Source organism: Limosilactobacillus reuteri subsp. simiae (assembly GCF_020784875.1).
Classification (GTDB): domain Bacteria; phylum Bacillota; class Bacilli; order Lactobacillales; family Lactobacillaceae; genus Limosilactobacillus; species Limosilactobacillus reuteri_H.
In genome coordinates this window covers 61,066-86,465 of the sequence record NZ_JAJGUI010000112.1, presented here as the reverse complement: position 1 = coordinate 86,465, position 25,400 = coordinate 61,066, and the positions used below count along the sequence as shown (strand labels likewise).

Sequence of the window (25,400 nt, the reverse complement as noted above, 5' to 3'; positions counted from 1 at the left end):
TATATACCGTTAAAGAGGATGAAGAATAATAAGTTTACTTGATTAATTTGAACATCTCTTCGTCATCAAGATGAGCTTTTTCTCCAGCTGGTGCCTCAATTGAACCAAATGGCATTTCAGCACGCAATTGCCAATCAGCTGGAAGATTAAATGCTTGATGAATTGCATCATCAATCAATGGGTTATAATGTTGAAGACTGGCACCGATTCCTTGTTCTGCGAGTGCTGTCCAAACGGCTTGTTGAGCACCACCGAGGCCTTGTTCAGCCCAGTTTGCAAAATTAGCTGCATATGATGGATAATCATTCTCTAATTGATGCACAATTGTAGTGTCGGTAAAGTAGAGGATCGTTCCATAGCCTGCTTTGAAACTATCAATTTTTGCCTTTGTTTGTTCAAAAGCATCTGGACTCTTAGCGATTTTGCGTAAAGCATCCTCAACGATTTCCCATACTTTATCTGATGACTTGCCAAATAATACGACTGCTCGTACTGTTTGACTATTAAAAGCAGTTGGTGAGTTTTTGATTGTTTGCTTCACTAAGTCAAAAATTTCTTCTGGTGTTTGTGAAAGATTATCACCAAGCGCATAGATTGAACGACGATTTGCAGCTAAACTATTAAATTGTGAATTCATAATAATCACTCCCGTACATTTATTTACTTACTAATAGTAACTGAAAAACAAAAATATACAAGAAGTGAATTTTATTTCACCAGAGAAAGGAGAAAAAATGGTCGAAAAAGATTGTCCGATTGAGAATACGCTTAAGTTAATAAACGGAAAGTGGAAAAGCGTAATTATATATCAAATTAGTGAATATGAGCCCTGTCGTTTTTCAGAGCTGCAAAAATTAATTCCCGATTGTTCCAAGAGAATGTTAGCCCTTCAACTAAAAGACTTAGAGGAAGCAAATATTATACAAAAGCGTGTTTATTCGACAGTGCCGCCTAAAACTGAGTATTCATTGACGGAAGTAGGGAAAAGTTTGGTACCAATAATTAGGTCAATTAACCAGTGGGGCAAAAAATATAATAAAAAATAAAATTTTGCCGATTACTTGTCCATCAATCATATCTTACCTGAATGTAACTACCTTACTTGTATGTACTTACTTTTAATTGGTACAGAGAATTGTATACTAAAAGTAGAATTTATGAGGAGGTAGAAATAATGGCAAGGGAAGTTTTGATTCTGGGTGCAACGGGAAAAATTGCTGGACACGCAATTGATGCATTATTAGCAAATGGTAATGATGAATTATTACTATTTACTCGGCATCCACAAAATATGAATGTTGTCGATGAAAATCGCGAAACAGTTATTAAAGGGGATGTCCTAAATATTGGTGATTTAGAGCCAGCGATTGAACGAGCAGATGTAGTTTATGCTAATCTACGAAATCCTGAAATTACGCAACAAGCTAAAAATATTGTTAGCTTGATGGAAAAATATGCTGTAAAGCCATTAGTCTGGATTTCTTCGATTGGAATCTATGATGAAGTTCCAGGTAAATTTGGTGAGTGGAATAATGAAATGTTAGGTGGCGGCCAGAAAGATAGTTATTTAGGAACTTATCGTAGTGCTGCTGATGTAATTGAAAATTCAACCCTTGATTACACAATCATTCGACCAGCATGGTTAACAGATAAGGATGAAGTAGATTACGAAACGACTGCAAAAGGAGAACCATTTAAAGGTACCGAGGTCTCGCGAAAGTCGATTGGTAATTTTGTAGCAAAAATTATTGATGATCCGGCACCATATGCACGAAAAAACTTTGGTGTGAATAAACCAAATACAGACGGGGATAAACCTGCCTGGTATTAAATTGCTAATTGCAAGATAGATTAATTCATTGTATACTGAATCCGAATAATTTAATAACGACTCGTCTTTAGTCCCCGGATTAAAGACATTAAGAGTACTAGCCATCTTCTACTAGGGCCTGTCTAAATGACATGAAGAAGTTGGTTAGTACTCTTTTATTTTTTAGGAGGTTTTAATATGAATGTTGAAGTAAAAACATTAAACGAAATGACAGCTCAAGAATGGTGTAGATTAGCAGAAGAACGGATAAAAGTATTTGTTGTTGAGCAAGAATGTCCTTATCAAGAAATCGATGAACAGGATTATCAAGCTCACCATTTAATGATGAAGGATGACCAGGGAGACTTAGTAGGTTATACGCGAATTATGGCTAAGGACAGCTCTCATGCGACTTTTGGCCGCGTATTAGTTTTAAAACAATTTCGTGGACATGAATACGGACGTCAGCTAGTTCAGGCAACGATCGATGAAACTAAGCGTCTTTTCCCAAATAAGACAATTCAAATTCAAGCTCAAGCATATCTTAAAGAGTTTTACGCATCGTTTGGATTTAAGCCGATTTCAGATGTTTACCTTGAAGATAATATTCCGCACTTAGATATGATATTAGATTAATTGTGAAGAAAATACTAATAGAGTAGTAATTTTGCGTTAAAGTGAGGCAATTATTAATTTTTTGTGTGCGCTTCCATGATATAGTGAGGGTATTGAATTGACACTATCAAATAAGGAGGCGGAATATTATGGCAAAGACATTTACAAGAGAAGAATTGAAAAAATATGATGGGAAAAACGGGAATCCAGCTTATGTAGCAATTAATAATCGTGTCTATGATGTAACTCATATTCCTGCGTGGCAAGATGGCACCCATCATGGAAATAAGGCAGGATTGGATTTGACAGATGTCCTGTTTAATTACTCTCCGCATAAAGACCGGGTGTTGGCCAAATTACCGTTAGTAGGACAATTAGTGTAAGAAAGACTGGGTTTATCTTAGTCTTTTTTTATAAAATTAACTTGTTGCTTTTTTAGTCACTGGAGTGCTTTTAGTTTATTTATTAAATAATAGTGTTATATTTAAAATAATAATGGACTTTAGGAGGAACAACTCATGGCTGAGAAAAAATTTACACGAGATGAATTAGCTAAATATAATGGGGATGGCGAAAAGCCACATTACATGGCAATTGATGGGTTAGTTTATGACATTACAGATGCTCCTAAAAAAGGAATCAGCATAAAAGAGTTAATGGAAGTCGTTTTTGGTCGTTCAAAAGAGAAAGATGAAATTCTAAAAAAACTAACAGTTGTCGGAAAATTAGCTGATTAAGGAGTAGTTGGATGGCAAATCAAACATTTACCAGAGATGAGTTGCGCAAATATAATGGACAGAATGGAACAGCTGCATATATTGCAATTGATGGAATTGTTTACGATGTGACTCATAGTCCTGCTTGGAAAAATGGGATTCATCATGGATATCAAGCTGGTTATGATTTAACGGATGCACTGTATAAGGTTTCTCCGCATAAAGACCGCGTATTGGCAAATCTACCCAAGGTGGGAACTTTAGTGGGAGAAGAATAAATGGGACTGTGACATAAGTTAAGTTACTTTCATAAAAAGCAAATACGCAGTACAACAATGGCCTCTAACATCCGGCAAAACCGAACGCTAGAGGCCTATTGTTGCTTGCGGGGGCTCCCAGAGGCTAGCTTCGCGTCGAAAAACGAAGTCACAAGTGACTTCTGTCTCGCTCCCATTATTCATTTGAAATTATCCCCAAACTTCTGTAGCAATTTCTTTAACAAGTGCAACCTTCTTCCATTGTTGTTCTTCTGTTAAAATGTTTCCTTCTTCAGTTGATGCAAAGCCACATTGAGGACTAAGACAGAGCTTATCTAATGGATGGAATTGCGCAGCTTCATGGATTCGTTTGATAATTGCTGCCTTATCTTCAAGTTCACCTGATTTTGAAGTAATTAAACCAAGAATAACATATTTATCATCAGGAACTTTGCTAAGTGGTTCAAATCCGCCAGCACGTTCACTATCGTATTCGAGATAGAAGGCATTGACATTTTCCTTAACAAATAGTGTGTCGGCAACTGGTCCATAACCACCGGCAGCAGCCCATGTTGAGTGATAGTTTCCGCGGCAAACGTGGGTATTAATTGTTAAGTCGGCAGGTAAATTAGCAATTGCCTCATTATTTACTTTTAAGAATCGCTTTTGAAGGGCCTCAAGTTGAGATACATCAGCATTGGGATCTTTTTTCTTTAGGTTAGCAAAGGCGTTAACAGAAATTCCCCATGTACAGTCATCTAGTTGAAGAGTGCGACAACCAGCAGCATAAAGATTTTCAATCACTTGATGATAAGCAGCGGCAACGTCATGATCTAAATCTTCTTGGTTGGGATAAAATTTTTTAGCATTAGCTTGATTTTCGGGACGAAGAAATTCTTCTAAAAATTGTGCTGGCGCAGGAATGGTTTGTTTAACTTGAACGCCATCAGAAGTATGAGCTTGGGTAAATTTGAAATGTTCGACAAAGGGATGGTTTTCGCCGGAGATTTTTCCGCTAATTTGAGCAGAATCATTTCGGGTTTCTTCGTCATGGAAAAAGTAACCGTGCTCTAGGTTAACATGCTTAACTCCTTGCAATCCCCAGAAGAAATCTAAATGCCAGTAACTACGCCGGAATTCACCGTCAGTAACTGCTTTTAGGCCAGCAGCTTCTTCTTGTTTAATCAAATTAATAATTGCTTTATCTTCAACAGCTGTTAAGTCTGCTTGTGTTATTTCGCCGTTTGCAAATTTTGCGCGAGCTTCTTTTAGCTCTTGAGGACGAAGGAAGCTTCCAACGATGTCATAACGAAATGGTGATGTAGTACGTGTAGTGAATTCAGTCATAGTAAATCGATCCTTTCTATTTGTGATGGGTTCAAGAATTGAAGCAATAAAAAAGCCCCTAGGAAAAATATTTCTACTTTTCCTAGGGACGTTGATTAATCAATAGTTAATTAACGTGTTACCACCCTAATTTGATAGCATCTCACAATACTATCCTCAATAGGTACACTGATGGAAGCTATACCCAGACGTTTTATCGGTCGTCAATCGTGAACTACTTATATAAAATACTCGTAATTCGTGAAGCTCCAAGACCATCTTCGTCTCAATCTCTTATGTCACCTCTCATCAACCGTGATTCTCTGTAATAAGATTCTAAGATTACTCATCTTTTCTAAGCTGTTTCTCATTTATTTGTCATTATAATACGCGGATGAAATATGAATGTCAAGAAACTATTTTACTTTTTTTATTCGAAGGTAGTAAACAATGAGTAATAGGGATGTGACCGTAACACCACATGTAATACATGCAACAATATTACTAGGATCGCTTAGTTGAAGAATAAAATTTCCGAAATAGAGATATAAAACAAAAGCATTAAGAAAATATGCAAAGATTGCCCCTAAGATACCAATTTTTAAACTTTTGAAAATAATATTTCGGTAGGCAGCATGAAGATCACCTTTCTCTACTTCTTGATCTGCAAGGTGATATTTGTGACCTGCATACATAACATAACTACCAGCAATGAATATAGTAAAAATGAGAATCGTACCACTAAGTATAAAAAATGCCAATAAATAATTTTTTGTTACAACACCAATTATTATTGTAAGGAGAGAGATGGCAATGTTAAACCAATAAAGCATAATGGCGACCGTATTACCGATAGTGTTTGCCTGAGTTCTTTTGTATTCGTCGATTGGGCCAGAGATATTATAGAATTGTTTAAATATTTTTGTACCGATTGATTCTTTCATTATGATTCCTCCCAAAATAAAGAGTTAAGGTCAGTATGAAGCGCATGTGCCAAGTTTAAGCAAAGACCAAGAGTTGGATTATATTTATCATTTTCGATTAAATTTATTGTTTGCCGTGCGACTCCGATTTCTTTGGCAAGTTCCAACTGAGATAATTTTTGCTGTTTTCGATACTTCCTAACATTATTCAATCTTCCCCCTCCTTTTGTCATGTATATAAGACATCTTATATTTAATATTCTATTTATACATCAAATAAATGTTAAGTATACATGACAAAAAATAAATCTTGACATTTACAACCTAAAGTATTAAATTAGATAAAAATTAAAATATGATTATAAAAAACACGTTGAAAAGAAGAGTAATTATGAGTGGATTAGCAGAGAGTCCTTGGTTGATGGAAAAGGATAACCTGCTTATAATGAAAATCACTTTGAGTGCCATGATGAAATTAGTAATTAATGGTGGGATCAGCCCATTATAGCTGACGTGTTTAATGGAAACATTGAACATTTGAGGCTAATAATGCGAATTATTGGCAAATTAAGGTGGTACCACGCAAAAAGCGTCCTTAGGTTAAGTTGTTTAATCTAAGGACGCTTTTTTATAGTCATAAAAAGGAGAGAGAATTATGAAATTTACAGTCGTTGGTGCAGGTGCAATGGGATTACGGTTTGGTGTTCTATTACAAGAAGCAGGTAATGAAGTTGATTTTGTTGAAGGATGGTTACCACATTACAACAAGATGAAAGAACAAGGAGGAGTTTATGTAACTCGCGAGCATAAAAATAGACACCTTGTTCCCGTTAATGTTTATACACCTGAAGAATACAATGCTACAGATGCTGATTTTGTTTTCTTTGAATTAAAACAAATGCAGTTAGATGATATGTTAAAACGTTGTAAACATTTCTTGAAGGATCAATATGCGATGACAGCGATGAATGGAATGGGACATGTTGAAAAATTATTGAAATATTTCCCCGAAGAAAAAGTAGTTGCTGGAACTGCCTTAGTAGCAACTATCTTAACTAAACCTGGTGAAGTTGAATTTGTTGGCGAACGAGGGATGGGAACGACTAATTGGGCAAATTATACTGAAAAGCCTGATGAGAAGACACAAGCGTTAATGGCAGAACTCAAAAAAGCAAACTTTAATCCATCCCTTAAAGATGATTTTATGGGAACGTTGATGGCAAAAGTAGTCTTTAATTCAGTTGTTAATACCCTTTGTACTATGTTTGAAATTACAATGGGTGAATATGCGGCGTTTGATAAGGCTGATGAACTATCTCGGCAATTAATCGATGAAGCATATGATGTCTGTGAACGTGCAGGGGTACAATTGGTTAATACGCGAGCAGAAGAGCTAGAAAGTGTAAATTATGTCTCTAAAGTTGGTTGTCCGCATCATTATCCTTCAATGTACCAAGATATGAGTCATAATCGTCCAGTAGAAGTTGATTATATCAATGGTTACTTTGTTAAGCTGGGTCGCCAATATAATTATGAAGCCAAAACCCATAATTTTGTTACTAATTTAGTCCATTTAGCGGAAACGACTCGTCAAAATCGAAGTGTTAAATAATATTAAAATAGACCTCTAACATTCTGGATCAATGTAGAGGTCTATCATAATTTAGAAATAAATTTTAATTGCCTGGGATATCACTTTCATCTTGGAAGTTAAATTCGTTGGCATGCCGAAGAGAATAGCAGAAGTAAACGCCTAATCCAACTACCAGCCATAATAAGTATGTTAACCAAGCATTGAGTGAGATGCTTACTAATAAAACAATACAGATCAATACTGATAGAACAGGAATAACGTTGCCAAAAGGTACCTTAAATGGTCGTTTTAATTCTGGATAACGGTACCGTAAGATAATTACGATAAGCGAAATCAAAGCAAAAACAACCAATGATCCAATGTTGGCGATTAATGCAAGATAATGGAGATCGAATTCTCCAGCTAGGACAGCTGCAAGAAGTCCGACTAACCAAATAGCACGATTAGGACTTTGAGTTTTGTCATTAACTTTAGCGAGGCCTTGAGGAAGAAAAGCACTTCGACTCATTGACTTCATGATATTTGAGCCAGCATAGATGAATGCGAAGACAACAGCCATAATTCCTAAAACAGCACCAAGCGAAACAATCTCAGCCACGTATTTATGATCTTTAGCTAAAAGAACATATGACATAGCTTCAGAGACATTCAAATCTTTATAGCTTAGAACTCCCGTCATAACAAGACTAACTAAAATATAGAGGGCCGTTGAAATGACTAAACATAAAATTATTGCCCGGGGAATATTCTTATCAACGTCTTTAGCATCTTCAGCAGAAGTAGCTAATGCATCAAATCCAAGGAAGGAGAAGAAGACAGCAGATGCTCCTGTGAAAATTCCTTTGTATCCATATGGTAAAAATGGGTGCCAGTTAGCTGGATTGATATGTTGAGCACTAACAACGATAAATAGAACAATAATAAAGATTTTGACACCAACCAAGAAGTTGTTAACAAGTTTACTTTCACTAGTTCCCCGTGTCAGAATAATCGTCATAAAAAGGATCATCAAGACAGCAGGGAGATTTACATAACCACCAGCTGCAGGAGTGACCAGTAATTTATGCGGTAAATTAACTCCAAGAACTTCAAGGAATGATTGCACGTATCCGGTCCACCCATTGGCTACTGTAGCGGTAGTAGTAACATAGACCCCAATCAGCGTCCATCCAGCAAGAAACGCCATAAATTTACCAATTGAAACCCACGCGTAGTAAAAGGCACTTCCTGAATTAGGCAAACTAGTGGTCAATTCTGAATAACAGAGACCAATTAAACCACTAGCAAGAGCAGCAATCAGAAAAGAGAAAACAATTGCGGGGCCTGAATCTTCCGCGGCGACAATTCCAGTTAAAACTAAAATTCCAGTTCCGATGATTGCGCCAATACCTAGAATAGAAAGGTCGAAGAGGCCGAGAGTTTTCTCATGCTCTTTTCCCTTGGGTAACTGATTTTGCATGATTATGATTCCTTTCATAAAATACTGAAAACTGAAACTTAATTTTACATTAAAAATTACTGTGAATCAAATTTCACTTTAAAACTTATTGGCAATCCACGGTCTACCAATAGGGGTTAACCGTTCTATCATACAAATTTTAGTGCTTACGATGAGAATGACTTTTGATAATTTCTTTCAAAACTAGTTATTAACAATAATTTATTTTAAAATAGCTAATGAGTTTGAAAAGAAAGCAGATGAACTGATGAAACAGCATAAGCTAATTGTTATTTCGCTAGATTCATTAGGTTTTCGTGACCTAAACGAATTACGTCAATTGACACCAACATTAGCGAATTTAATAGAAAAAGGAACCTGGGTGAAAAAAGTTGAAGGAATCTTTCCAACGTTAACTTACCCATCCCATACTTCGATTATTACCGGTCAGTATCCGGCCGTACATGGAATTATTAACAATACTAAATTGCAGCCACGACGGCAATCGCCTGACTGGTTCTGGTATCGAAAAGATATTCAATCGATGCCCCTTTATGATGTTGCAAAAGAAAAGGGCTTAACAACTGCTGCATTTTTGTGGCCTGTGACTGCTGGCAGTAAGATTGATTATAACCTTGCGGAAATCTTTCCTAATCGAATTTGGACAAATCAAGTACTAGTTTCGTTAAAGGCAAGTAGTCCGTTATTTCTATATGAAATGAATAAGAAATATGGTAAATTACGGCACGGAATTAAGCAACCGTGGCTTGACGATTTTGTAACAGCATGTGCGGTTGATACGATTAAAAATAAAAAGCCAGACTTAACCTTGATTCACTTAGTTGATATGGATAGTATGCGTCACCGTTATGGGGTTCGGTCACCACAAGCTAAAGAAGCATTACAGCGTCTAGATAAACGCGTAGCTAAGATAATTCAAGCGACGAAAGATGCCGGTACTTATGCGCAAACAGACTTTGTAATTTTAGGGGATCACTATCAAATTAATGTTGATAAGATGATTCATTTGAATATGCTATTTGCGCAACAAGGACTTCTTCACCCTCTTGGAAAGAAAAGTACTTATCGAAATAACTGGCAAGTCACTGCTAAAACTTGCGATGGAGAAACTTATATTTACACTCGTGGCGCCGTAGACCGAGGGAAACTTAAGCAAATGATTGCTGGTGTCGAAGGAGTTGAGCGAATCTATGATAACGCAACGGCGATCAAACGGGGCGCAGATCCTAAGTGCACATTCCTCGTCGAAGCCAAACCAGGATACTATTTCACTGATGAGGTAAACAGGCCAGCGATTGTCGAAAAAGTTGATCCAGAATCAATTGGAACTCACGATCGCTATCGTGGCGTTCATGGTTACGGGCCAACACAAGCAAATTACTTCACTACCGCTATTTTTGCTGGTCCCCAAATCAAAAGTGGTGCGACTGTTGAAAATGCTCACCTGGTTGACGAAGGACCGACATTTGCTAAATTATTAGGATTACATTATCCGACTTCAACTGCCGGACAAGCAATTGATGCAATCTTTAAAGACTGAGGTGACATTGTGAAGTTTACAAGACAACAATGGCAATGGATTTTTTATGATTGGGCAAATTCTGGTTATGGAATTTTAGTTGTGACCGCTGTTTTACCAGTTTATTTCAAAGCAGTAGCTGATCATGCCGGTGTTAGTGCAGCAAATTCGACAGCGCTGTGGGGATACGCAAATAGTTTTGGCACGCTTATTATTTCATTACTTGCACCTTTATTAGGAGCATTGGCTGATTATCCGCATGCAAAAAAACGCTGGCTAAATCTCTTTACTTGGTTGGGGATTATACTGACAATTGGGCTTGCTCTTGTTCCAACCAAATATTGGCAGGTGCTTTTACTTGTTTATATTGGGTCGATCATTGGTTACTCAGGAGGAAATTTATTTTATGATAGTTTCCTAATAGATGTAGCTGATAATAAGCAAATGGACCGTGTTTCGTCGACCGGTTATGGAATGGGCTACCTAGGAGGAGTGGTCGCCTTTATCATCTTTTTAGTCGCAGAACTAAGTAAAGGCTTTGGCGGTCTCCTAAACAGTTATGGAGTAGCCCGATTTAGTTTTATTCTGGCTGCAGTTTGGTGGGTTATTTTTGCGTGGCCGTTATTAAAAAATGGTCATCAACGTTATAGCGTCAACAGTGTGACAAATCCTTTTATCGATAGTTTGCGCCGTCTGAGAAGAACCATGCATCATATTAATCAATATAAGCAGTTGACATGGTTTTTAGTTGCTTACTTCTTCTATATTGACGGTGTCGATACAATTTTTACAATGGCAACGGTTATTGGTAAAGATTTAGGAATTCAAACAACGATGCTGATGGTCGTTCTGTTAGTAGTTCAGTTAATTGCTGTCCCATTTTCAATTTTATATGGTTGGCTTGCTAATAGATTTTCTACGAGACGAATTATTATGCTAGGCATTATTGTTTATTTCTTTATTTGTCTTTATGCTTTACGGTTAGAAACTTTGACTGATTTTTGGATTTTAGCTATTTTAGTTGGGACAAGCCAAGGCGGACTTCAAGCACTTAGTAGATCATACTTCGGCCGCCTTGTTCCCAAAAATAACAGTAGTGAATTTTTTGGTTTCTATAATATCCTTGGGAAGTTTTCCGCAATTCTCGGTCCCTTTATTGTCGGAATCGTTACTCAATGGACTGGTAAATCGACGGTCGGTGCAGCTTCATTAAGTGTTCTATTTGCCCTGGGGTTAGTTATGTTTATATTTGCTTCGGCTATTAAGGATAAATAAAAAAGGTCATGATCGGGAAATTCCTAATCATGACCTTTTAAAATTACTTGCGAACGTTAAGGATACCTTGACCAATACCAGCAGGTGCATCAGTCTTAGCTTCAAATGAAAGACCGCTAGCATGATGTTCTTCAGTAGCTTTACCCATTGCTTTAAATAAATCGTTCATAGTAGACATATCTTATACCTCCAAAATAAATAGTTTTTGTTTTTAGAATAATTAATTAATATATTTAGTGGCTCAGAAGCGAGCGTTTATTACTATAAAGCCTTTGAGTAATAGTGTCAATCACTAATTTTAGGTTGTCCAAAACTTCACGAACACTTCGAAAACGGTTTATTTTTGGTGGTTAAAGTTATGCTAAAAATTTCACTTTCATAAAATTTAAAACAAAAAAATGGCTTTCACAAAGTTGTGATAGAGCCATTTTTAGTCTTAATTACTTTTCACGGGAGTAAGAAGCAATATCTTCAAGAATTTCATTCATAAATGCTTCTTGACTCATTTCATTTTGTTCCTTTTCACCGTACTTACGAACAGATACACCATTGTTATTCTTTTCATCGTCTCCAACAACAAGAGTGTATGGAACCTTTTGTGTTTGAGCTTCACGAATCTTGTAGCCCATCTTTTCATTTCGGTGGTCAACATTAACCCGAATGTTAGCAGCCTTCATCTTCTTAGCGAGGTTATCTGCGTATTCACCATGGGCTTCTTCGTTAACAGGGATAATGTGGACTTGTTCTGGGGCTAACCAAGTTGGGAATGCACCCTTGTAAATTTCTGTTAAGTAAGCCATGAACCGTTCCATTGTTCCAACAACACCACGGTGAATCATAACTGGTTGATGTTCTTTACCGTCTTGACCAACGTAGGAAAGACCGAATCGTTCTGGAAGCATAAAGTCAAGTTGAATAGTTGACATTGTTTCGTCATTCCCAAGAGCAGTCTTAGTTTGAATATCAAGTTTTGGACCATAGAAGGCAGCTTCACCTTCAGCTTCATAATAATCAAGGTTAAGATCGTCCATTGCTGATTTCAACATTGATTGGGATTTTTCCCACATTTCGTCATTAGCATAGTACTTCTTAACGTTCTTAGGATCACGAAGAGAAAGACGGAAGCTGTAGTCAGTAATATCAAAGTCTTCGTAAACGCTCATGATCAACTTCAAAATCTTTGCGAATTCAGAACGAATTTGGTCAAGGGTAACGAAAGTGTGGCCATCGTTCAAAGTCATTTCACGAACACGTTGAAGACCAGAAAGGGCACCTGATTTTTCATAACGGTGCATCATACCAAGCTCAGCAATTCGTAATGGGAGATCACGGTATGAACGAATATGGTGCTTGTAAACTTGAATATGGCTTGGGCAGTTCATTGGCCGTAATTCAAGCATTTCGCCATCGCCCATGTCCATTGGTGGGAACATATCGTCGCGGTAGTGTTCCCAGTGGCCAGAAGTCTTGTATGCATCAAGATTCATCAGGACTGGAGTATAAACGTGTTGGTAACCATCGGCAACTTCCCGGTCAATGATGTAACGTTCGATTGTCCGGCGAATAGTAGCACCTTTTGGTAACCAGTATGGTAAACCGGCACCAACCTTAGGATCAACAAAGAAGAGGTCGAGTTGGTTACCGATAACACGGTGGTCACGTTCCTTAGCTTCTTGACGTTTCTTTAAGTCTTCTTCTAATGCGTCCTTCTTGTAGAAGACAGTTCCGTAAATCCGTTGAAGCATTGGATTTGAAGACATACCTTTCCAGTAAGCACCAGCAACAGAAAGAAGGCGTAAGTTTTTAACAACGTTACCATATAAAAGAATGTCATCATCTGCAACAGCTTTGACATCACCAAGTTGGTACATTGCTACTTTGCCGTCTTTAGCATTTTCATTGATCAATTCAGTTGAGAAACGATCATCTTTTACTTCGGCAAGTGCTTCCTCTACAGGTACTTCAACAAATTCTACCTTAACATCGTTCTTTGCCATTCCCTTGATTACATCTTCAAGAGCTGGTAATTCGTCGGCAGAAACTTGTTGATTATCTTTATCAGAATCAACGTGGAAACCATCTTCGTCAGCGACAGCTTCACCAAGTCGAATACCCTTAAATTCTTGTTTTAATGCAGCCTTTAACATTAATGCAGAAAGCTTACGTAATGCTTCTAAACCTTCTTGTGAATCCCGATCGATCTTCTTAACTGATCCATCTGGGGACATAACAGCAACCTGAGCCATAGAAATCTCTCCTTTAATATAAATAAAAACGTCCCTGATACTTCCGGCGTTGAAAGTATCAGGGACGTTAATTAACAAAAATTAGCGTGGTTCCACCCATCTTTAGGACACACTAGTAATGTCCTCTCTAAGGTGCGGTAACGGACACGATCCGACTAGCCTTATCTCGGCTAATAATAAGGGAAGGTGGTACAACCATCATTGTCACTCACAAGTGCTTCCACTCAAGGCACTTACTCTCTGTAGAGGACTTTGAAGGTGCATATCCTTCAATCGATTGTCTTGATTATAGCACGCCCACTTTAATTGACAACCCCTTTATTCCAAATTAATGTTGATTATTTTGAGAATGAGGTTGAACTGGTTGCGGGTTTGACTGGGAGCTAGTACTTTGCGAACTTTGATTAGGCTGTGATCCAGAATTGCTGCTTGCTGGTTGTGAAGTAGATTGTTGTTGGCTGTTGCCTTGATCGTGATGTTCTTCCTGCGATGGTTGGTTTTGTTGTGGAGTTGAGGAAGAGTTAGTAGTTGGTTGTTGGTTAGTTGAATGATTTGTCTGAGGCGTGCTGTTTGAACGACTAGGCGTTGAAATACTATAAGTATCTTGAGTATCATTATCATCACTGTCATTGGAATTTGAACGATGCTTATGACTGCTACTGCTGCTCTTTTTATGTTTCTTGCGTGATGAAGTACTTGTAGAGACAGTAGTGTCATTACTATCAACATTGACAGGGTCCTGTTGTTTAACTAAAAAAATAACAATGGTTGCAATTAAGACAACTAATAGACAGCCTAAAATGACTTTAAACATCCGGCGAGAAATTCCATATGGATTCTTTTTCTTATTAGGGGATGCTGTCTTATGTTTATGGTTAGGAGTAGTCTGTTTAGGCTTACGATTAAAGAAAGAACGTTTTTTCTTTTCTTCTCCTGGCTTAGGAGTGTCATAAAGCTCAACCCGCGTAGGTCGCCGCTTATTGTTATTTTGATTATTATCTTTATTATTCAATGATTTCACCTCATACTTAATGAGTAATATATCTAGTTCCTTATTATACCATGGTGAGCCTAGATGTATTAAAAAATGGTCGACTCATTATGGGCCGACCACTTTTCGTATTTCTTCATAGCTATTTTGAGGGGGGATAGTATAGAAGAAAAATAGGGGTTTATTTATATTAGGGATTGTCTATACTATACCGTTCAAGTATGAACATTTTGTGAAAGAATCGTTACAAAAATAAAAAACTGGAAGTTTGCTTCCAGTTTTTTATTTTACTCTTCTAAAGCTGAATCTTTCATTTGAGCTTCACGTTGTCCGAATCCTTTGCCTTCAGCAGCAAATCGCTTGTCCCCTTTGTAGAGTTCAACACAAGTCCAGATAAGAAGAGCAAGAATGACAATAATCGTGATATATGCGAGAACGTCAGATGTTCCTTTTGCCCAAATGCCAAAACCTTCATAAGTTGCAGGAAGGTTGTAGAGATTTAAGAAGGTAAGGGCAATTACAGAGATCCACCCGCAAACCTTAACCCAGCCACTATTCTTAAATTCACCCATTTCAACCTCACTGTTAGTCATCATTAATAATGGCAACATTGAGAATGGAAGGGCAAAAGCTAAGAATACCTGTGAATTTTCCATTAAAAGGTTCAAGGCAGTGTGTTGTTGGATGGTATTTTCACCACTCGTCATAGCAACACAAGCAATAACTGGAATAACGGAAATAATCCGGGTAACTAACCGTCGTGCCCATAGAGGCATCCGCATATGAATGAAACCTTCCATGATAACTTGACCGGTTAATGTTCCAGTAATAGTTGAATTTTGACCAGAGGCAAGTAAAGCAACCGCAAATAAAGTAGATAGTACACCCGACTTAGCAACCGCAATTAAGATTGGATTACTAAGCATAGAAGTGTTATTCAAGGCATCATATAAACCGAAGAAAGAACTATCTTGAACAGCACCAGTCTTGAAAACAGCAACCCCCATGATTAAAAGAAGGGCGTTAACAATAAATGCTAAAGATAATTGGATATTTGAATCCCAAGTAGTAAAACGAACTGTTTGACGAATGCTATCAAGATCATTGTGGTCAATCTTCCGAGTTTGAGAAATTGCTGAGTGGAGGTATAGGTTGTGAGGCATAACAGTCGCACCGATAATACCTAATGATCCAGTTAATGGAGTAATACCACCAATTTCTGGATGTTGGGCAATTGCCTTAGCTGATGGAAGGAGACCCATAAATACGCCACCCCAGTTAGGGTTAGATAAGGCAACTTGGTAAGCAAAAACAAACAAGATTACCAAGATCAAACATGCAACAATTGCTTCAATCTTCCGGAATCCGATCTTGGTTAATAATAGCAGTACTAAAACATCAAGAACAGTAATAAATACAGATGGGATCAACGGAATGTGGAACAGTAAGTTTAATGCAATAGCAGCCCCGATAACTTCAGCGATATCAGTAGCCATAATCGCCAACTCAGTCATAATCCATAAGATAATACCTAATGCTTTACCGGTACGTGCCCGTGTTGCCTGAGCAAGGTCCATTTGGCTCACGATTCCGAGTTTAGCCGCCATGTATTGAAGTAACATCGCAATCAAACTTGAAATCAAGATAGTAGTCATTAAGGTATATTGGAAACTCTGTCCACCAGTAATTGAAGTTGACCAGTTACCTGGATCCATGTAACCCACAGCAACTAATGCACCGGGACCAGAGTAAGCGAATAATGTTCGCCAGAAGCCTTTTCCACGAGGAACTTCAACTGTTCCGTTGATTTCCTCTAGTGATTTACCGTTAGCATATTCAATAAGTTTATGCTTCCGATGTTGATTCTTTGTGTCGTCCACGCCAAATCCACCTTTCGTTTGAGTTTTGTTAATTAGATTGGAAATCATAATTAACTAAGTTCGAATACTTTGTTAGGGTAACATAAAAAAATATATCCTGCAATGGAAAATCGCCGTTATAACGGCCGTTTGGGCGATCTTGAGGAGCGGTTGGAGATAAGTTTTGGCGTGCCTAATGGTAGTTAAGCGCTTTCTGAAAGCTGGAGAAATTTTCTATATAAATTTAGAATTTATTACTTTATATGTAGAAACATTTTATTTCTTGATGTAAAACGCTAAATAGGATAAAAAGCCTTGTGAAATTATGTAATTGAAAAAATGAAAGTAAAACCATTTATGTGATAACAAAAAAATAGCATAAACTTAGTGAAGAAAAAAATATTTAAAAATTGCGCTTTTTTAGAAAATGCTTCTATACCGGGATTTATATAGGTTCGGATTTGCTGAGTTTAACGTTTTATGACGGCGAAAAGAATGTGAGATAATTGTTGGACGTTTGACAATTAAGGCGTTTTCACACTATACTATCACTTGACAAATGATTAAATTCACAAGAGAGGTATTTTAATTATGAAGGCACTTGTTTTAACAGGTAAAAAGCAACTCGAAATTGAAGATATTAAAGAACCTGAAATTAAGCCTGATGAAGTCTTAATTCATACTGCCTACGCTGGTATTTGTGGTACTGATAAAGCACTATATGCCGGTCTTCCAGGATCTGCATCAGCTGTTCCTCCTATCGTTTTAGGGCATGAAAACTCAGGGGTAGTTACAAAGGTTGGTTCAGAAGTTACTAACGTTAAGCCAGGTGATCGTGTAACTGTTGATCCTAACATCTACTGTGGTCAATGTAAGTACTGCCGGACTCAACGCCCAGAATTATGTGAACACCTTGATGCTGTTGGTGTTACCCGTAACGGTGGTTTTGAAGAATACTTTACTGCTCCTGCAAAAGTTGTTTACCCAATCCCTGATGATGTTTCATTAAAGGCAGCTGCCGTTGTTGAACCAATTTCATGCGCAATGCACGGTGTTGACTTACTTGAAACTCACCCATACCAAAAGGCTTTAGTATTAGGTGACGGTTTTGAAGGTCAATTATTTGCACAAATCTTGAAGGCTCGTGGTATTCACGAAGTTACTTTAGCAGGTCGTTCAGATGAAAAGTTGGAAAACAACCGGAAGCACTTCGGTGTTAAGACTATCAACACTACTAAGGAAGAAATTCCTGCTGATGCATATGACATCGTTGTTGAAGCTGTTGGTTTGCCAGCTACTCAAGAACAAGCACTTGCAGCTGCAGCTCGTGGTGCGCAAGTATTAATGTTTGGTGTTGGTAACCCTGATGACAAGTTCTCAGTAAACACTTACGATGTATTCCAAAAGCAACTTACAATTCAAGGGGCCTTCATTAACCCTTACACTTTTGAAGACTCAATTGCACTTCTTTCTTCTGGTGTTGTTGACCCATTACCACTCTTCTCACACGAATTAGACCTTGATGGTGTTGAAGACTTTGTTAGTGGTAAATTAGGTAAGGTTTCAAAAGCTGTTGTTAAGGTTGGCGGCGAAGAAGCTTAATTCTAGATTAAGATAAAAATTTAAATATATTAAAAACGAGGCGAAAAATTTTTCGCCTCGCTTTTTTTATCTAATAATTGACACGGTGTCACTTTGGTGATAACGTATAAAATACATTCACAGTGACACGGTGTCACGATGCGGTGGAGGAATTAAGATGCCAAGTACAACATTTGAAAATTTAAATCTACAGAAAAAAGAACTTATTACTAATGCATTACTAACAGAATTTAGTCAACATAGCTTAGCAAGTGCGCAAGTTGCACGGATTGTAAAACAAGCAGGAATCGCCAGAGGAGCATTTTATAAATACTTTACAGATTTAACGGAGGCATATCAGTATCTTTATCAAGTGGCAATTTTAGAAATTCATACACCAATTACCCGTGTAAACCATATTTTAGCTGCGAGTGATTATGTTAATCAGATTAAAGCTTTTGTTGATGAGATCAACGGAAGTAAGTACCGTGATTTTATGCGTTTGCACTTTCAAACAAATGAAGGATTGTTACGTGATAATACGCAGCCGCAAATTAAGATACATAGTGCTCAAGAATGGAGTGTAATGGTTTTGAGTCATGAAACAATTAAGGATTGCCTTCTTCAACCTGATAAACAAAATGAAGCAATTGAACGGCTATCCAAGGCACTGACTGCATTGTTGCAGTAGGAGGTTATAATATGTTTTTAGCACTAAAAGAAATGAAACATGAAAAGCTGCATTATGGATTAATTGTTGCCATGATTGTTTTGATTAGTTACCTAATGTTTTTCCTAATGGGGATGATGTTGGGACTCCAAAATGAAAATGATGCCGCCATTAAAGAGTGGGGTACGGAAACTGTTTTTCTAAATAAAAATAGTAATGATAATCTTGGACAATCAATTATTACTCGTGACCAACTATCTGGTAAAGATCAAAAGAATGTTGCACTTGTTGGTCAGGCACCAGTAGTTCTCAAAGAAAAAGGAGCAAGTAAAGAAAGTGCTCAATTTATCGGTTTAGACCCTGACCAATTTATTTCCCGGGAAAAGATTAAGATTACAAGTGGCCGTCAAGCTAAGGGAAATAACGAAATTGTTGTTGACAAGAGTTTAAGTAAAAAGGGGTACCATTTAGGGGATCGAGTAACAATCAATTCTCAAAATGAGAAATATAAGATTGTTGGCTTTGTTAATGATGCTAAATTTAGCGTTGCTCCCGTTATATATGGTAGTTTGCCAGTTTGGCGGGAACTGAGAGGATTAAATAGTTCGGCTGTTGCTAGCGGACTCTTTTCTGACCATAAGCTTAGTAAAAGTTCCTATCCCGCTCTCCAACACTACACTGTTAACGAATATATTAATAAGCTACCGGGATATTCAGCACAAAATAATACCTTTACTTTTATGATTGGGTTCTTAATGGTAATTTCGTTAATTGTAATTGCGGTCTTCTTATATATTCTTACCATGCAAAAAATAAGTCATTATGCAGTTATGCGCGCTCAAGGAATTCCTGCGCGGCACTTAATTCTTGCAACAGTTACTCAATCAATTTTCCTAATGATTAGTGGTGTAATAGGAGGAATTATTTTAACCCTTCTTACGAGTGTGGCAATTCCAATGTCGGTACCAGTTATTATGAATTGGCCCCTAATTAGTTTAATGGCAGTGGGATTAATAGTTCTTGGGATGATTGGTTCATTATTACCAGTGCGAATGATTATTAAGATTGACCCCGTACAGGCCTTGAATTAAGATGGGAGGCAAATGTTATGTCAAAATTGAAGTTAGTAGATGTTAACAAATATTATGGCGAAGGAATTAGCCGTGTTCATGTTCTTAAAGATGTTAATTTTTCTGCTAAAGCGGGAGAATTAAATTTGATTTTAGGGCCTTCTGGATCAGGAAAGAGTACCTTTTTAACAATTGCGGGCGGTTTACAAACACCTACTTCCGGAAAAGTGTTAATTGATGGAATTGATATTGAAAAGTTATCTTCTAAAAAACGTGATGAACTGCGCTTGCAGAAAATTGGTTTTATTCTTCAGTCGTATAACTTGCTACCCTATCTAAATGTGGCTGATCAATTTAAACTTGTTGATCGTATAAAGAAGAGCGGTAATATTTCATCAGCAGCTTTTGATGAATTGTTGGAAAAACTCGCGATAAAAAAACTGCTCAAGCAATACCCTTCTGAATTGTCAGGAGGTCAAAACCAACGAGTAGCGATTGCGCGTGCTTTATATACCGATCCTGAGATAATTCTTGCAGACGAACCAACAGCAGCTCTAGATAGTAATTTAGTAAAGTCAGTGGGACAATTATTTCAAGATCTGGCTAAAAAGAAAGGAAAAGCGGTGATTGCTGTAACCCATGATTTACGTTTACGTGAATATGCAGATAATGTTTACGAGTTAGCCGATGGGAAACTTACATTAAGCAAAAATTCCACAGACCAATAATATAAATAATGTTAAAGAATTATGAGCAAAAAGCCTTTTTTATAACGAACCTTGCTATAATAAACGGACTAAATAAATAGTAAAGGGGAGGATGCAATGGCTTTTTTAGAATTAAAAAACATATATAAATCATATTATCTTGACAAAGAGGAATTTCCAGTTCTTAAGGGAATTAACTTGCAGTTTGATCGGGGAGAGTTTGTATCCATCCTTGGTGAATCAGGTGGTGGAAAGTCCACTTTAATGAATATCATTGGGGGCCTTGATCGTAACTTTGAAGGTGAAGTCCTCGTAAATGGTAAAATCCTCGACCATAAAAAAGAAAAGCAACTAGATAGATATCGGCGTGCGACAGTGGGTTATATCTATCAGTCCTATAACTTAATTTCTCACTTAACGGTGCTGGATAATGTTTTGGTTGCGTTGGATATGACAACTTTGACTAAGGAAGAACGGCGGAAGCGCGCGTTGGAACTTTTAGATAAGGTTGGTTTAAGTGAGCAAGTAAAAAAGCATCCGAACCATTTGTCAGGAGGGCAAAAGCAACGGGTAGCGATCGCTCGGGCATTGGCCAGTGATCCACAAATTATTATTGCTGATGAACCTACAGGAGCCTTAGATGCGCAGAATACAAAAGAAGTATTAGCATTATTAGACGAAATTGCTCGTGATGGGAAATTAGTGATTGCCGTTACTCACTCCCAGGAAGTAGCGGATAATGGGACACGAATTGTTCATTTAGCTGATGGAAAAATTGACGGCGATGAAAGATTACGTCCTGCTTATCCGATTCCAGAAGACCCTACAGAGATTACTCCACGAGTTCTACCGGCGATGGCGAGCTACCGAACGGCTTTTAAGCATTTGACTTATAACTTCTGGCGTAATTCGTTAATTATGCTTGGAACCGCAATTGGTATTTTTGCGGTACTCTTATTTAGTGGTTTAGGTAATGGGATAAATGGTTACATTCAAAACCAGATTAACTCGCTTGCTAACCCGCAGGCAATTACCGTATTTAAAAACACAACTGGTAAAAAGATGACCCAGGAACAAATTCAATCATCGTTAGGACAAACGATGGCAGCTAATCCCCAATCAATGACGATTAGCGACCATAATATTGACCGGTTACGAAGGCTTGATAATGTGTCGTCTGTCCAGCCGGGAATTATGGTGAGTGCCTTTCAGCTTGATTATAGTGGGAAAAAGCAGAGCGGAACTTCACTAAGTACCTGGAGTAAGGCAATTACTAGCAATTCAATCAAGCAGGGGCATAAACCCAAGAATGGTGAAATCGTTCTTACAAAGCAACAAGCAATCCAATTATCAAGTGCCAAAAATTATAAGCAAATGGTTGGTAAAACTATCCGTCTTTCATTTACATGGATAGATGGCAATAATAGTCCAGTTCCCGTTTCTGGAAACTTCAAGGTAGCAGGGATTACAGAAGGTGCGAGTGCCGGGACTTCAATTACTTATTCCACTATGCGTGCGCTGCTTCAAAAAGCGAATGCCTCTACGGCTGCTAATTTTGCAACCGTTAATGTAACAAATCTTGACAATGTTCAAGGAGTAGCGAATAAGATCGACAATCTTCGTGGTAGTAATAACAAACGGATATTAGGAGCGATTACAGTCGGGTCGATCCTTAAAACTGTTAATACTTATGTTAGTCTTGCTTCCACGGTTCTTGCTTCAATTGCTGGAATTTCATTACTTGTGTCGGCATTAATGATTATTGTGACAATGTACATGTCGGTTTCGGAACGGACAAAAGAAATCGGTATTTTGCGAGCCTTGGGTGAACGAAAGAAAGATATTCGCCGATTATTTACGTCTGAATCTGTCTTTATTGGACTGTTTTCCGCAATTCTTGCACTGTTAATTGTTGCAGTTGTAACGGTTATTATTAACCACGCTCTGTATGGCTTGATTAAATATAATATTGTGCAAATTACTGTTGGAAATGTAATCTTTGCAATTGTAATTGCGATTGTAATTTCGTTTATTGCCGCATTGCTTCCTGCACGCCGGGCGGCAAATCTTAATCCAATTGATGCATTAGCTGCAGATTAGTTAAAAAGCAACAACTTTCCTATAGCTGAAGTTGTTTTTTTTTTTTTTTTTTTATTTTGCTTAAAAATATTTTAGGCAGTCCGAAAATAGGATATAATAAAAACGGAGGTGAGAAGAATGACAATAATTTATGTTCATGATAATAATCAATCACAAAATATTACTTGTTCAGATGGCTCACAAGGTGTGTTGCGGGTTAGTAAACTGAATAATGCAATGCGGTATAGTTTTAAGTTTTATAGTCACGCACATCTTGGGTTTTGGTTAGATAAGCATCAGTTCTATGATGGCAAGTCATTGATTGTAAAAGGAGTTTTAGAAAATGAACGATTAGAAATTAAATTTGTTAACTAACGAAAAGACGTTTAGAAGTCATCGTCTAAGTTTGACTTAGGATGAGTTCTAAACGCCTTTCTTTTATTTCAATGGGGGGATCCCAAAGAATATTCACTAAATTATTAGATGATTTTTTCTGCATGACTTAATACATCAGCGATCAAGGTCATTACCTGCGGATCCTCTAAATGATAGATAACGGTTTTCCCTTCTCGCCGTTGTTGAACTAAATTATATTTTCTCAATAGTTGCAGCTGGTGAGAAACCCCCGATTGTTCCCAGTTCAACTTCATACTAATTTCTGAAACGCTCATCGAATGTTGAATCAGCAAATATAATAATTGTAATCTTTTAGGATTCCCTAGTAATTTAAATAATTGACTGATTTTATTAACATTTGGAATATCTGTTGTCCAACGGTCTACCACAATAAATATCACTTACTTTCTATAAACTCCCTAATAGTAATTTAGTGAATATTAATAATAAACTGCCTACCTTTATTCTAGAACAGAAAAGAATTTTTTTAAAACAAAAAAGCAAGAGGCATAGAATTTATTATACTTCTTGCTATATATTGTTTAATTATTTTAAATTGAGCAACTATAGTGATAAACGTTGTCCTACAAAGATTGTGTATGGACTTTGAATGTTATTCTTAGCTGCGATTGACCGCCAGTTTAATCCGTGGTAGGCGGCAATCTTTGATAGTGAGTCACCACTTTGAACTACGTAATTTCCATGATTAGTAGTGGAATAGTGTGAAGTGGTTTTTTGTGTACTAGCACTATTGTTGTTAATCCGTAATTGTTGGCCAACCTCGATTAAATTAGGGTTACTAATGTGGTTAGTTGAAGCTAATGCAGATGTTGTAGTGTTAAAACGAGCGGCAATTTGTGAAAGGGTATCACCACTTTTAACGGTGTATGTGCCATTAGCACTAGTTGTAACTTGTTTATTTTGCTGGCTTTCTTGATGGTTAGTAGTAGTATTTTGAGCTGTAGTTTGATGAAGCGTTAATACTTGACCTACATGAATCATATTAGAGTTACTAATATGATTGAGCTGAGCTAATTGAGTATAAGTGGTGTTAAATTTACCCGCAATTTGTGAAAGGGTATCGCCACTTTTAACGGTGTATGTATTACTGTTAGTGGTAGTATTGGTTTCTGTTTGCTTAGGGGTTGTTTGTTGCTGTTGTTGTTCAGCAGCAGGTTGACGAACCAAGAGCCGTTGACCAATATAAATACGGTTAACATTGTGGATATCATTTAAGGCGGCGAGGTTATTTACAGTCGTATTAAATTGTCCGGCAATGCGTGATAAGGTGTCTCCACCCTTAACAGTATAGTAACCGGTGTTAGAAACAGTTACATTGGTTTCTGGAGTTTGAGCACTTTCGGTCTGCTTATTTGTAACAACTTTACCAGAAAGGGCAACCGCATCTAACTGGTTTAAGTTATATGTTTGAACAAAACGAATTAAGGTACTAGCATAGTTTGGATCAGTAGCATAGCCGTCTTGCCGAAGCTTATTTGCAACAGATGCATAATTAGTGTCACCAAGTAAGTTACGGTAACGACTATTTACATTGAGAAAGCGACCGTGGTCAGTAACTGATTCGGAGTTGTTAGCGTAGGCCCGGAAATTGGCGTTAACGTAAACGCTCCGGCCACCATAAACTTCCCGTGTACGCATTACAACTGAATTTCCATTATAGGAACCCTTAATTCCAAATAAGTTATGGGCTTGGGTTGATAAGGCTGAACGGCCCCAACCACTTTCAACGATAGCCTGGGCAACTGTAATTGAAGGGAGAACCTTGTATTCATTCCATCCTTGGATTGCACCAGAAGCAACACTTTGAATGAATGCTTGTTGTGAAGCGTTATTACTGAAATGGAGGGCGCTTAAATCTGTTGTTGAGTTCTCTTGCGTTGCAGCAACAGCACTAGCAGCCTTTGGAGCAGCAGGAGCAGCTTGTTTAGCTTCAGCAGATTGTGCTGAAGCTGAATCAGCTGCGGTTTGGCTGGCAACAGTTTGACTGGCATTAGAAGCAGCACTATTTTCTGTTGAGGCGCTGTTTGATGTACTTTGAGTGGCAGCAGAAGAATCAGCGGTACTATTTGTATTATTTTGTGTATTGGCAGTAGTAGTAGCGGCAGGTTCTGCAGAAGAAACTGAAGCATCATCAGCATGAGCAACAGCGCCGCTAGCAGTTAATAAGGTAACAGCAGTTAATCCAGCGAAGACCCATTTTTTTCCGCTTTTGTACATTTTAAAATGGGTTGATGGATCATTATTAGATTGACGATTCATTGGCAGTGACTCCTTAAGTTATATTTG

The 25,400-nt window shown here is 37.6% G+C and carries 26 protein-coding genes and 1 other annotated feature; of the genes, 15 read left to right on the top strand and 11 right to left on the bottom strand.

Translation table 11 applies throughout. The annotated features are described in order from the left end of the window. Window positions 1-34: 34 nt before the first annotated feature. Entirely contained in the window at window positions 35-637 is a 603-nt protein-coding gene (locus LMC10_RS08500) for a nitroreductase family protein (protein WP_229269527.1), read from the bottom strand. Window positions 638-734: 97 nt separating this feature from the next. On the opposite strand from LMC10_RS08500, the gene LMC10_RS08495 reads away from it, so the two are divergent. From LMC10_RS08495 to LMC10_RS08470, 6 genes are all read left to right on the top strand, one after another. Next, entirely contained in the window at window positions 735-1,046 is a 312-nt protein-coding gene (locus tag LMC10_RS08495; RefSeq protein WP_229269526.1) for a winged helix-turn-helix transcriptional regulator, read from the top strand. Window positions 1,047-1,174: 128 nt separating this feature from the next. After that, window positions 1,175-1,831, top strand: a complete 657-nt coding sequence (locus LMC10_RS08490) for an NAD(P)H-binding protein (protein WP_003670119.1) — start codon at window positions 1,175-1,177, stop codon at window positions 1,829-1,831. 177 nt (window positions 1,832-2,008) lie between these two features. Continuing rightward, window positions 2,009-2,446 carry a GNAT family N-acetyltransferase gene (locus LMC10_RS08485; RefSeq protein WP_229269525.1) on the top strand — a complete coding sequence of 146 codons (438 nt, stop codon included), beginning with the start codon at window positions 2,009-2,011 and terminating at the stop codon, window positions 2,444-2,446. Window positions 2,447-2,574: 128 nt separating this feature from the next. Continuing rightward, window positions 2,575-2,808 carry a cytochrome b5 domain-containing protein gene (locus LMC10_RS08480; protein ID WP_229269524.1) on the top strand — a complete coding sequence of 78 codons (234 nt, stop codon included), beginning with the start codon at window positions 2,575-2,577 and terminating at the stop codon, window positions 2,806-2,808. 135 nt (window positions 2,809-2,943) lie between these two features. Continuing rightward, the gene (locus LMC10_RS08475; protein ID WP_003665104.1) at window positions 2,944-3,162 is read left to right on the top strand and encodes a cytochrome b5-like heme/steroid binding domain-containing protein; all 219 of its coding nucleotides are present in this window, start codon (window positions 2,944-2,946) and stop codon (window positions 3,160-3,162) included. A gap of 11 nt (window positions 3,163-3,173) precedes the next feature. Continuing rightward, window positions 3,174-3,419, top strand: coding sequence for a cytochrome b5 domain-containing protein (locus tag LMC10_RS08470; protein ID WP_020843418.1), 246 nt, complete (start codon window positions 3,174-3,176; stop codon window positions 3,417-3,419). Window positions 3,420-3,608: 189 nt separating this feature from the next. On the opposite strand, the gene LMC10_RS08465 is transcribed toward LMC10_RS08470, so the two are convergent. From LMC10_RS08465 to LMC10_RS08455, 3 genes are all read right to left on the bottom strand, one after another. Beyond that, window positions 3,609-4,745, bottom strand: coding sequence for a 5-methyltetrahydropteroyltriglutamate--homocysteine S-methyltransferase (locus LMC10_RS08465; RefSeq protein ID WP_229269523.1), 1,137 nt, complete (start codon window positions 4,743-4,745; stop codon window positions 3,609-3,611). Between the two features lie 395 nt (window positions 4,746-5,140). Further along, entirely contained in the window at window positions 5,141-5,668 is a 528-nt protein-coding gene (locus tag LMC10_RS08460) for a DUF3278 domain-containing protein (protein WP_153702736.1), read from the bottom strand. After that, window positions 5,668-5,880, bottom strand: a complete 213-nt coding sequence (locus tag LMC10_RS08455; protein WP_372238763.1) for a helix-turn-helix transcriptional regulator — start codon at window positions 5,878-5,880, stop codon at window positions 5,668-5,670. The genes LMC10_RS08460 and LMC10_RS08455 overlap by 1 nt, the downstream gene beginning before the upstream one ends. Window positions 5,881-6,011: 131 nt before the next feature. Beyond that, window positions 6,012-6,247: a binding site (T-box leader), on the top strand. Between the two features lie 55 nt (window positions 6,248-6,302). On the opposite strand from LMC10_RS08455, the gene LMC10_RS08450 reads away from it, so the two are divergent. Next, entirely contained in the window at window positions 6,303-7,259 is a 957-nt protein-coding gene (locus LMC10_RS08450; RefSeq protein WP_229269522.1) for a ketopantoate reductase family protein, read from the top strand. A 64-nt stretch (window positions 7,260-7,323) separates the two neighbouring features. Here the strand turns inward: LMC10_RS08450 and LMC10_RS08445 are convergent, their stop codons facing one another. Beyond that, window positions 7,324-8,718: an APC family permease gene (locus LMC10_RS08445; protein ID WP_229269521.1), complete on the bottom strand. Its 1,395-nt coding sequence runs from the start codon at window positions 8,716-8,718 to the stop codon at window positions 7,324-7,326. A 229-nt stretch (window positions 8,719-8,947) separates the two neighbouring features. Between LMC10_RS08445 and LMC10_RS08440 the strand changes: the two genes are divergently transcribed. Then, window positions 8,948-10,240 carry an alkaline phosphatase family protein gene (locus LMC10_RS08440; RefSeq protein WP_219285807.1) on the top strand — a complete coding sequence of 431 codons (1,293 nt, stop codon included), beginning with the start codon at window positions 8,948-8,950 and terminating at the stop codon, window positions 10,238-10,240. Window positions 10,241-10,249: 9 nt separating this feature from the next. Further along, window positions 10,250-11,494, top strand: a complete 1,245-nt coding sequence (locus LMC10_RS08435) for an MFS transporter (RefSeq protein WP_229269520.1) — start codon at window positions 10,250-10,252, stop codon at window positions 11,492-11,494. Window positions 11,495-11,537: 43 nt separating this feature from the next. On the opposite strand, the gene LMC10_RS10505 is transcribed toward LMC10_RS08435, so the two are convergent. From LMC10_RS10505 to LMC10_RS08420, 4 genes are all read right to left on the bottom strand, one after another. Next, window positions 11,538-11,672 carry a hypothetical protein gene (locus LMC10_RS10505; protein ID WP_013923897.1) on the bottom strand — a complete coding sequence of 45 codons (135 nt, stop codon included), beginning with the start codon at window positions 11,670-11,672 and terminating at the stop codon, window positions 11,538-11,540. Between the two features lie 262 nt (window positions 11,673-11,934). Then, entirely contained in the window at window positions 11,935-13,740 is a 1,806-nt protein-coding gene (thrS, locus tag LMC10_RS08430) for a threonine--tRNA ligase (RefSeq protein WP_003665090.1), read from the bottom strand. Between the two features lie 328 nt (window positions 13,741-14,068). Further along, entirely contained in the window at window positions 14,069-14,752 is a 684-nt protein-coding gene (locus tag LMC10_RS08425; protein WP_267495646.1) for a hypothetical protein, read from the bottom strand. A 266-nt stretch (window positions 14,753-15,018) separates the two neighbouring features. Next, complete coding sequence (locus LMC10_RS08420) at window positions 15,019-16,659, bottom strand: Nramp family divalent metal transporter (protein WP_229269518.1); 1,641 nt, start codon at window positions 16,657-16,659, stop codon at window positions 15,019-15,021. A 522-nt stretch (window positions 16,660-17,181) separates the two neighbouring features. On the opposite strand from LMC10_RS08420, the gene LMC10_RS08415 reads away from it, so the two are divergent. The 6 genes from LMC10_RS08415 to LMC10_RS08390 all read left to right on the top strand — a co-directional run bounded on the left by LMC10_RS08415 (window position 17,182) and on the right by LMC10_RS08390 (window position 23,072). Further along, window positions 17,182-18,192, top strand: coding sequence for a zinc-dependent alcohol dehydrogenase family protein (locus LMC10_RS08415; protein ID WP_003665087.1), 1,011 nt, complete (start codon window positions 17,182-17,184; stop codon window positions 18,190-18,192). A gap of 157 nt (window positions 18,193-18,349) precedes the next feature. Further along, the gene (locus tag LMC10_RS08410; protein WP_229269517.1) at window positions 18,350-18,862 is read left to right on the top strand and encodes a TetR/AcrR family transcriptional regulator; all 513 of its coding nucleotides are present in this window, start codon (window positions 18,350-18,352) and stop codon (window positions 18,860-18,862) included. An 11-nt stretch (window positions 18,863-18,873) separates the two neighbouring features. Beyond that, window positions 18,874-19,932, top strand: coding sequence for an ABC transporter permease (locus tag LMC10_RS08405; protein ID WP_229269516.1), 1,059 nt, complete (start codon window positions 18,874-18,876; stop codon window positions 19,930-19,932). A gap of 17 nt (window positions 19,933-19,949) precedes the next feature. Further along, a complete protein-coding gene (locus tag LMC10_RS08400) occupies window positions 19,950-20,639 on the top strand; it encodes an ABC transporter ATP-binding protein (RefSeq protein ID WP_228341145.1) in 690 nt (229 codons plus the stop codon). Window positions 20,640-20,735: 96 nt separating this feature from the next. After that, the gene (locus LMC10_RS08395) at window positions 20,736-22,718 is read left to right on the top strand and encodes an ABC transporter ATP-binding protein/permease (RefSeq protein ID WP_229269515.1); all 1,983 of its coding nucleotides are present in this window, start codon (window positions 20,736-20,738) and stop codon (window positions 22,716-22,718) included. A 117-nt stretch (window positions 22,719-22,835) separates the two neighbouring features. Further along, on the top strand, window positions 22,836-23,072 hold the full coding sequence (locus tag LMC10_RS08390; protein WP_035157089.1) for a hypothetical protein: 237 nt from the start codon (window positions 22,836-22,838) through the stop codon (window positions 23,070-23,072). Window positions 23,073-23,176: 104 nt separating this feature from the next. Here LMC10_RS08390 and LMC10_RS08385 read toward each other — a convergent pair whose 3' ends face one another. Further along, on the bottom strand, window positions 23,177-23,494 hold the full coding sequence (locus LMC10_RS08385) for an ArsR/SmtB family transcription factor (protein WP_003665080.1): 318 nt from the start codon (window positions 23,492-23,494) through the stop codon (window positions 23,177-23,179). 163 nt (window positions 23,495-23,657) lie between these two features. Beyond that, window positions 23,658-25,373 (bottom strand): LysM peptidoglycan-binding domain-containing protein, encoded by a 1,716-nt coding sequence (locus LMC10_RS08380; RefSeq protein WP_229269514.1) that lies wholly within the window; start codon window positions 25,371-25,373, stop codon window positions 23,658-23,660. Window positions 25,374-25,400: the final 27 nt, after the last annotated feature.

What these genes read in the sequence shown, in the direction of transcription:
- LMC10_RS08500 (WP_229269527.1), bottom strand. Translation starts at nt 637, where the DNA reads ATGAATTCACAATTTAATAGTTTAGCTGCAAATCGTCGTTCAATCTAT.
- LMC10_RS08495 (WP_229269526.1), top strand. Translation starts at nt 735, where the DNA reads ATGGTCGAAAAAGATTGTCCGATTGAGAATACGCTTAAGTTAATAAAC.
- LMC10_RS08490 (WP_003670119.1), top strand. Translation starts at nt 1,175, where the DNA reads ATGGCAAGGGAAGTTTTGATTCTGGGTGCAACGGGAAAAATTGCTGGA.
- LMC10_RS08485 (WP_229269525.1), top strand. Translation starts at nt 2,009, where the DNA reads ATGAATGTTGAAGTAAAAACATTAAACGAAATGACAGCTCAAGAATGG.
- LMC10_RS08480 (WP_229269524.1), top strand. Translation starts at nt 2,575, where the DNA reads ATGGCAAAGACATTTACAAGAGAAGAATTGAAAAAATATGATGGGAAA.
- LMC10_RS08475 (WP_003665104.1), top strand. Translation starts at nt 2,944, where the DNA reads ATGGCTGAGAAAAAATTTACACGAGATGAATTAGCTAAATATAATGGG.
- LMC10_RS08470 (WP_020843418.1), top strand. Translation starts at nt 3,174, where the DNA reads ATGGCAAATCAAACATTTACCAGAGATGAGTTGCGCAAATATAATGGA.
- LMC10_RS08465 (WP_229269523.1), bottom strand. Translation starts at nt 4,745, where the DNA reads ATGACTGAATTCACTACACGTACTACATCACCATTTCGTTATGACATC.
- LMC10_RS08460 (WP_153702736.1), bottom strand. Translation starts at nt 5,668, where the DNA reads ATGAAAGAATCAATCGGTACAAAAATATTTAAACAATTCTATAATATC.
- LMC10_RS08455 (WP_372238763.1), bottom strand. Translation starts at nt 5,880, where the DNA reads ATGACAAAAGGAGGGGGAAGATTGAATAATGTTAGGAAGTATCGAAAA.
- LMC10_RS08450 (WP_229269522.1), top strand. Translation starts at nt 6,303, where the DNA reads ATGAAATTTACAGTCGTTGGTGCAGGTGCAATGGGATTACGGTTTGGT.
- LMC10_RS08445 (WP_229269521.1), bottom strand. Translation starts at nt 8,718, where the DNA reads ATGAAAGGAATCATAATCATGCAAAATCAGTTACCCAAGGGAAAAGAG.
- LMC10_RS08440 (WP_219285807.1), top strand. Translation starts at nt 8,948, where the DNA reads ATGAAACAGCATAAGCTAATTGTTATTTCGCTAGATTCATTAGGTTTT.
- LMC10_RS10505 (WP_013923897.1), bottom strand. Translation starts at nt 11,672, where the DNA reads ATGTCTACTATGAACGATTTATTTAAAGCAATGGGTAAAGCTACTGAA.
- thrS (WP_003665090.1), bottom strand. Translation starts at nt 13,740, where the DNA reads ATGGCTCAGGTTGCTGTTATGTCCCCAGATGGATCAGTTAAGAAGATC.
- LMC10_RS08420 (WP_229269518.1), bottom strand. Translation starts at nt 16,659, where the DNA reads ATGATTTCCAATCTAATTAACAAAACTCAAACGAAAGGTGGATTTGGC.
- LMC10_RS08415 (WP_003665087.1), top strand. Translation starts at nt 17,182, where the DNA reads ATGAAGGCACTTGTTTTAACAGGTAAAAAGCAACTCGAAATTGAAGAT.
- LMC10_RS08410 (WP_229269517.1), top strand. Translation starts at nt 18,350, where the DNA reads ATGCCAAGTACAACATTTGAAAATTTAAATCTACAGAAAAAAGAACTT.
- LMC10_RS08405 (WP_229269516.1), top strand. Translation starts at nt 18,874, where the DNA reads ATGTTTTTAGCACTAAAAGAAATGAAACATGAAAAGCTGCATTATGGA.
- LMC10_RS08400 (WP_228341145.1), top strand. Translation starts at nt 19,950, where the DNA reads ATGTCAAAATTGAAGTTAGTAGATGTTAACAAATATTATGGCGAAGGA.
- LMC10_RS08395 (WP_229269515.1), top strand. Translation starts at nt 20,736, where the DNA reads ATGGCTTTTTTAGAATTAAAAAACATATATAAATCATATTATCTTGAC.
- LMC10_RS08390 (WP_035157089.1), top strand. Translation starts at nt 22,836, where the DNA reads ATGACAATAATTTATGTTCATGATAATAATCAATCACAAAATATTACT.
- LMC10_RS08380 (WP_229269514.1), bottom strand. Translation starts at nt 25,373, where the DNA reads ATGAATCGTCAATCTAATAATGATCCATCAACCCATTTTAAAATGTAC.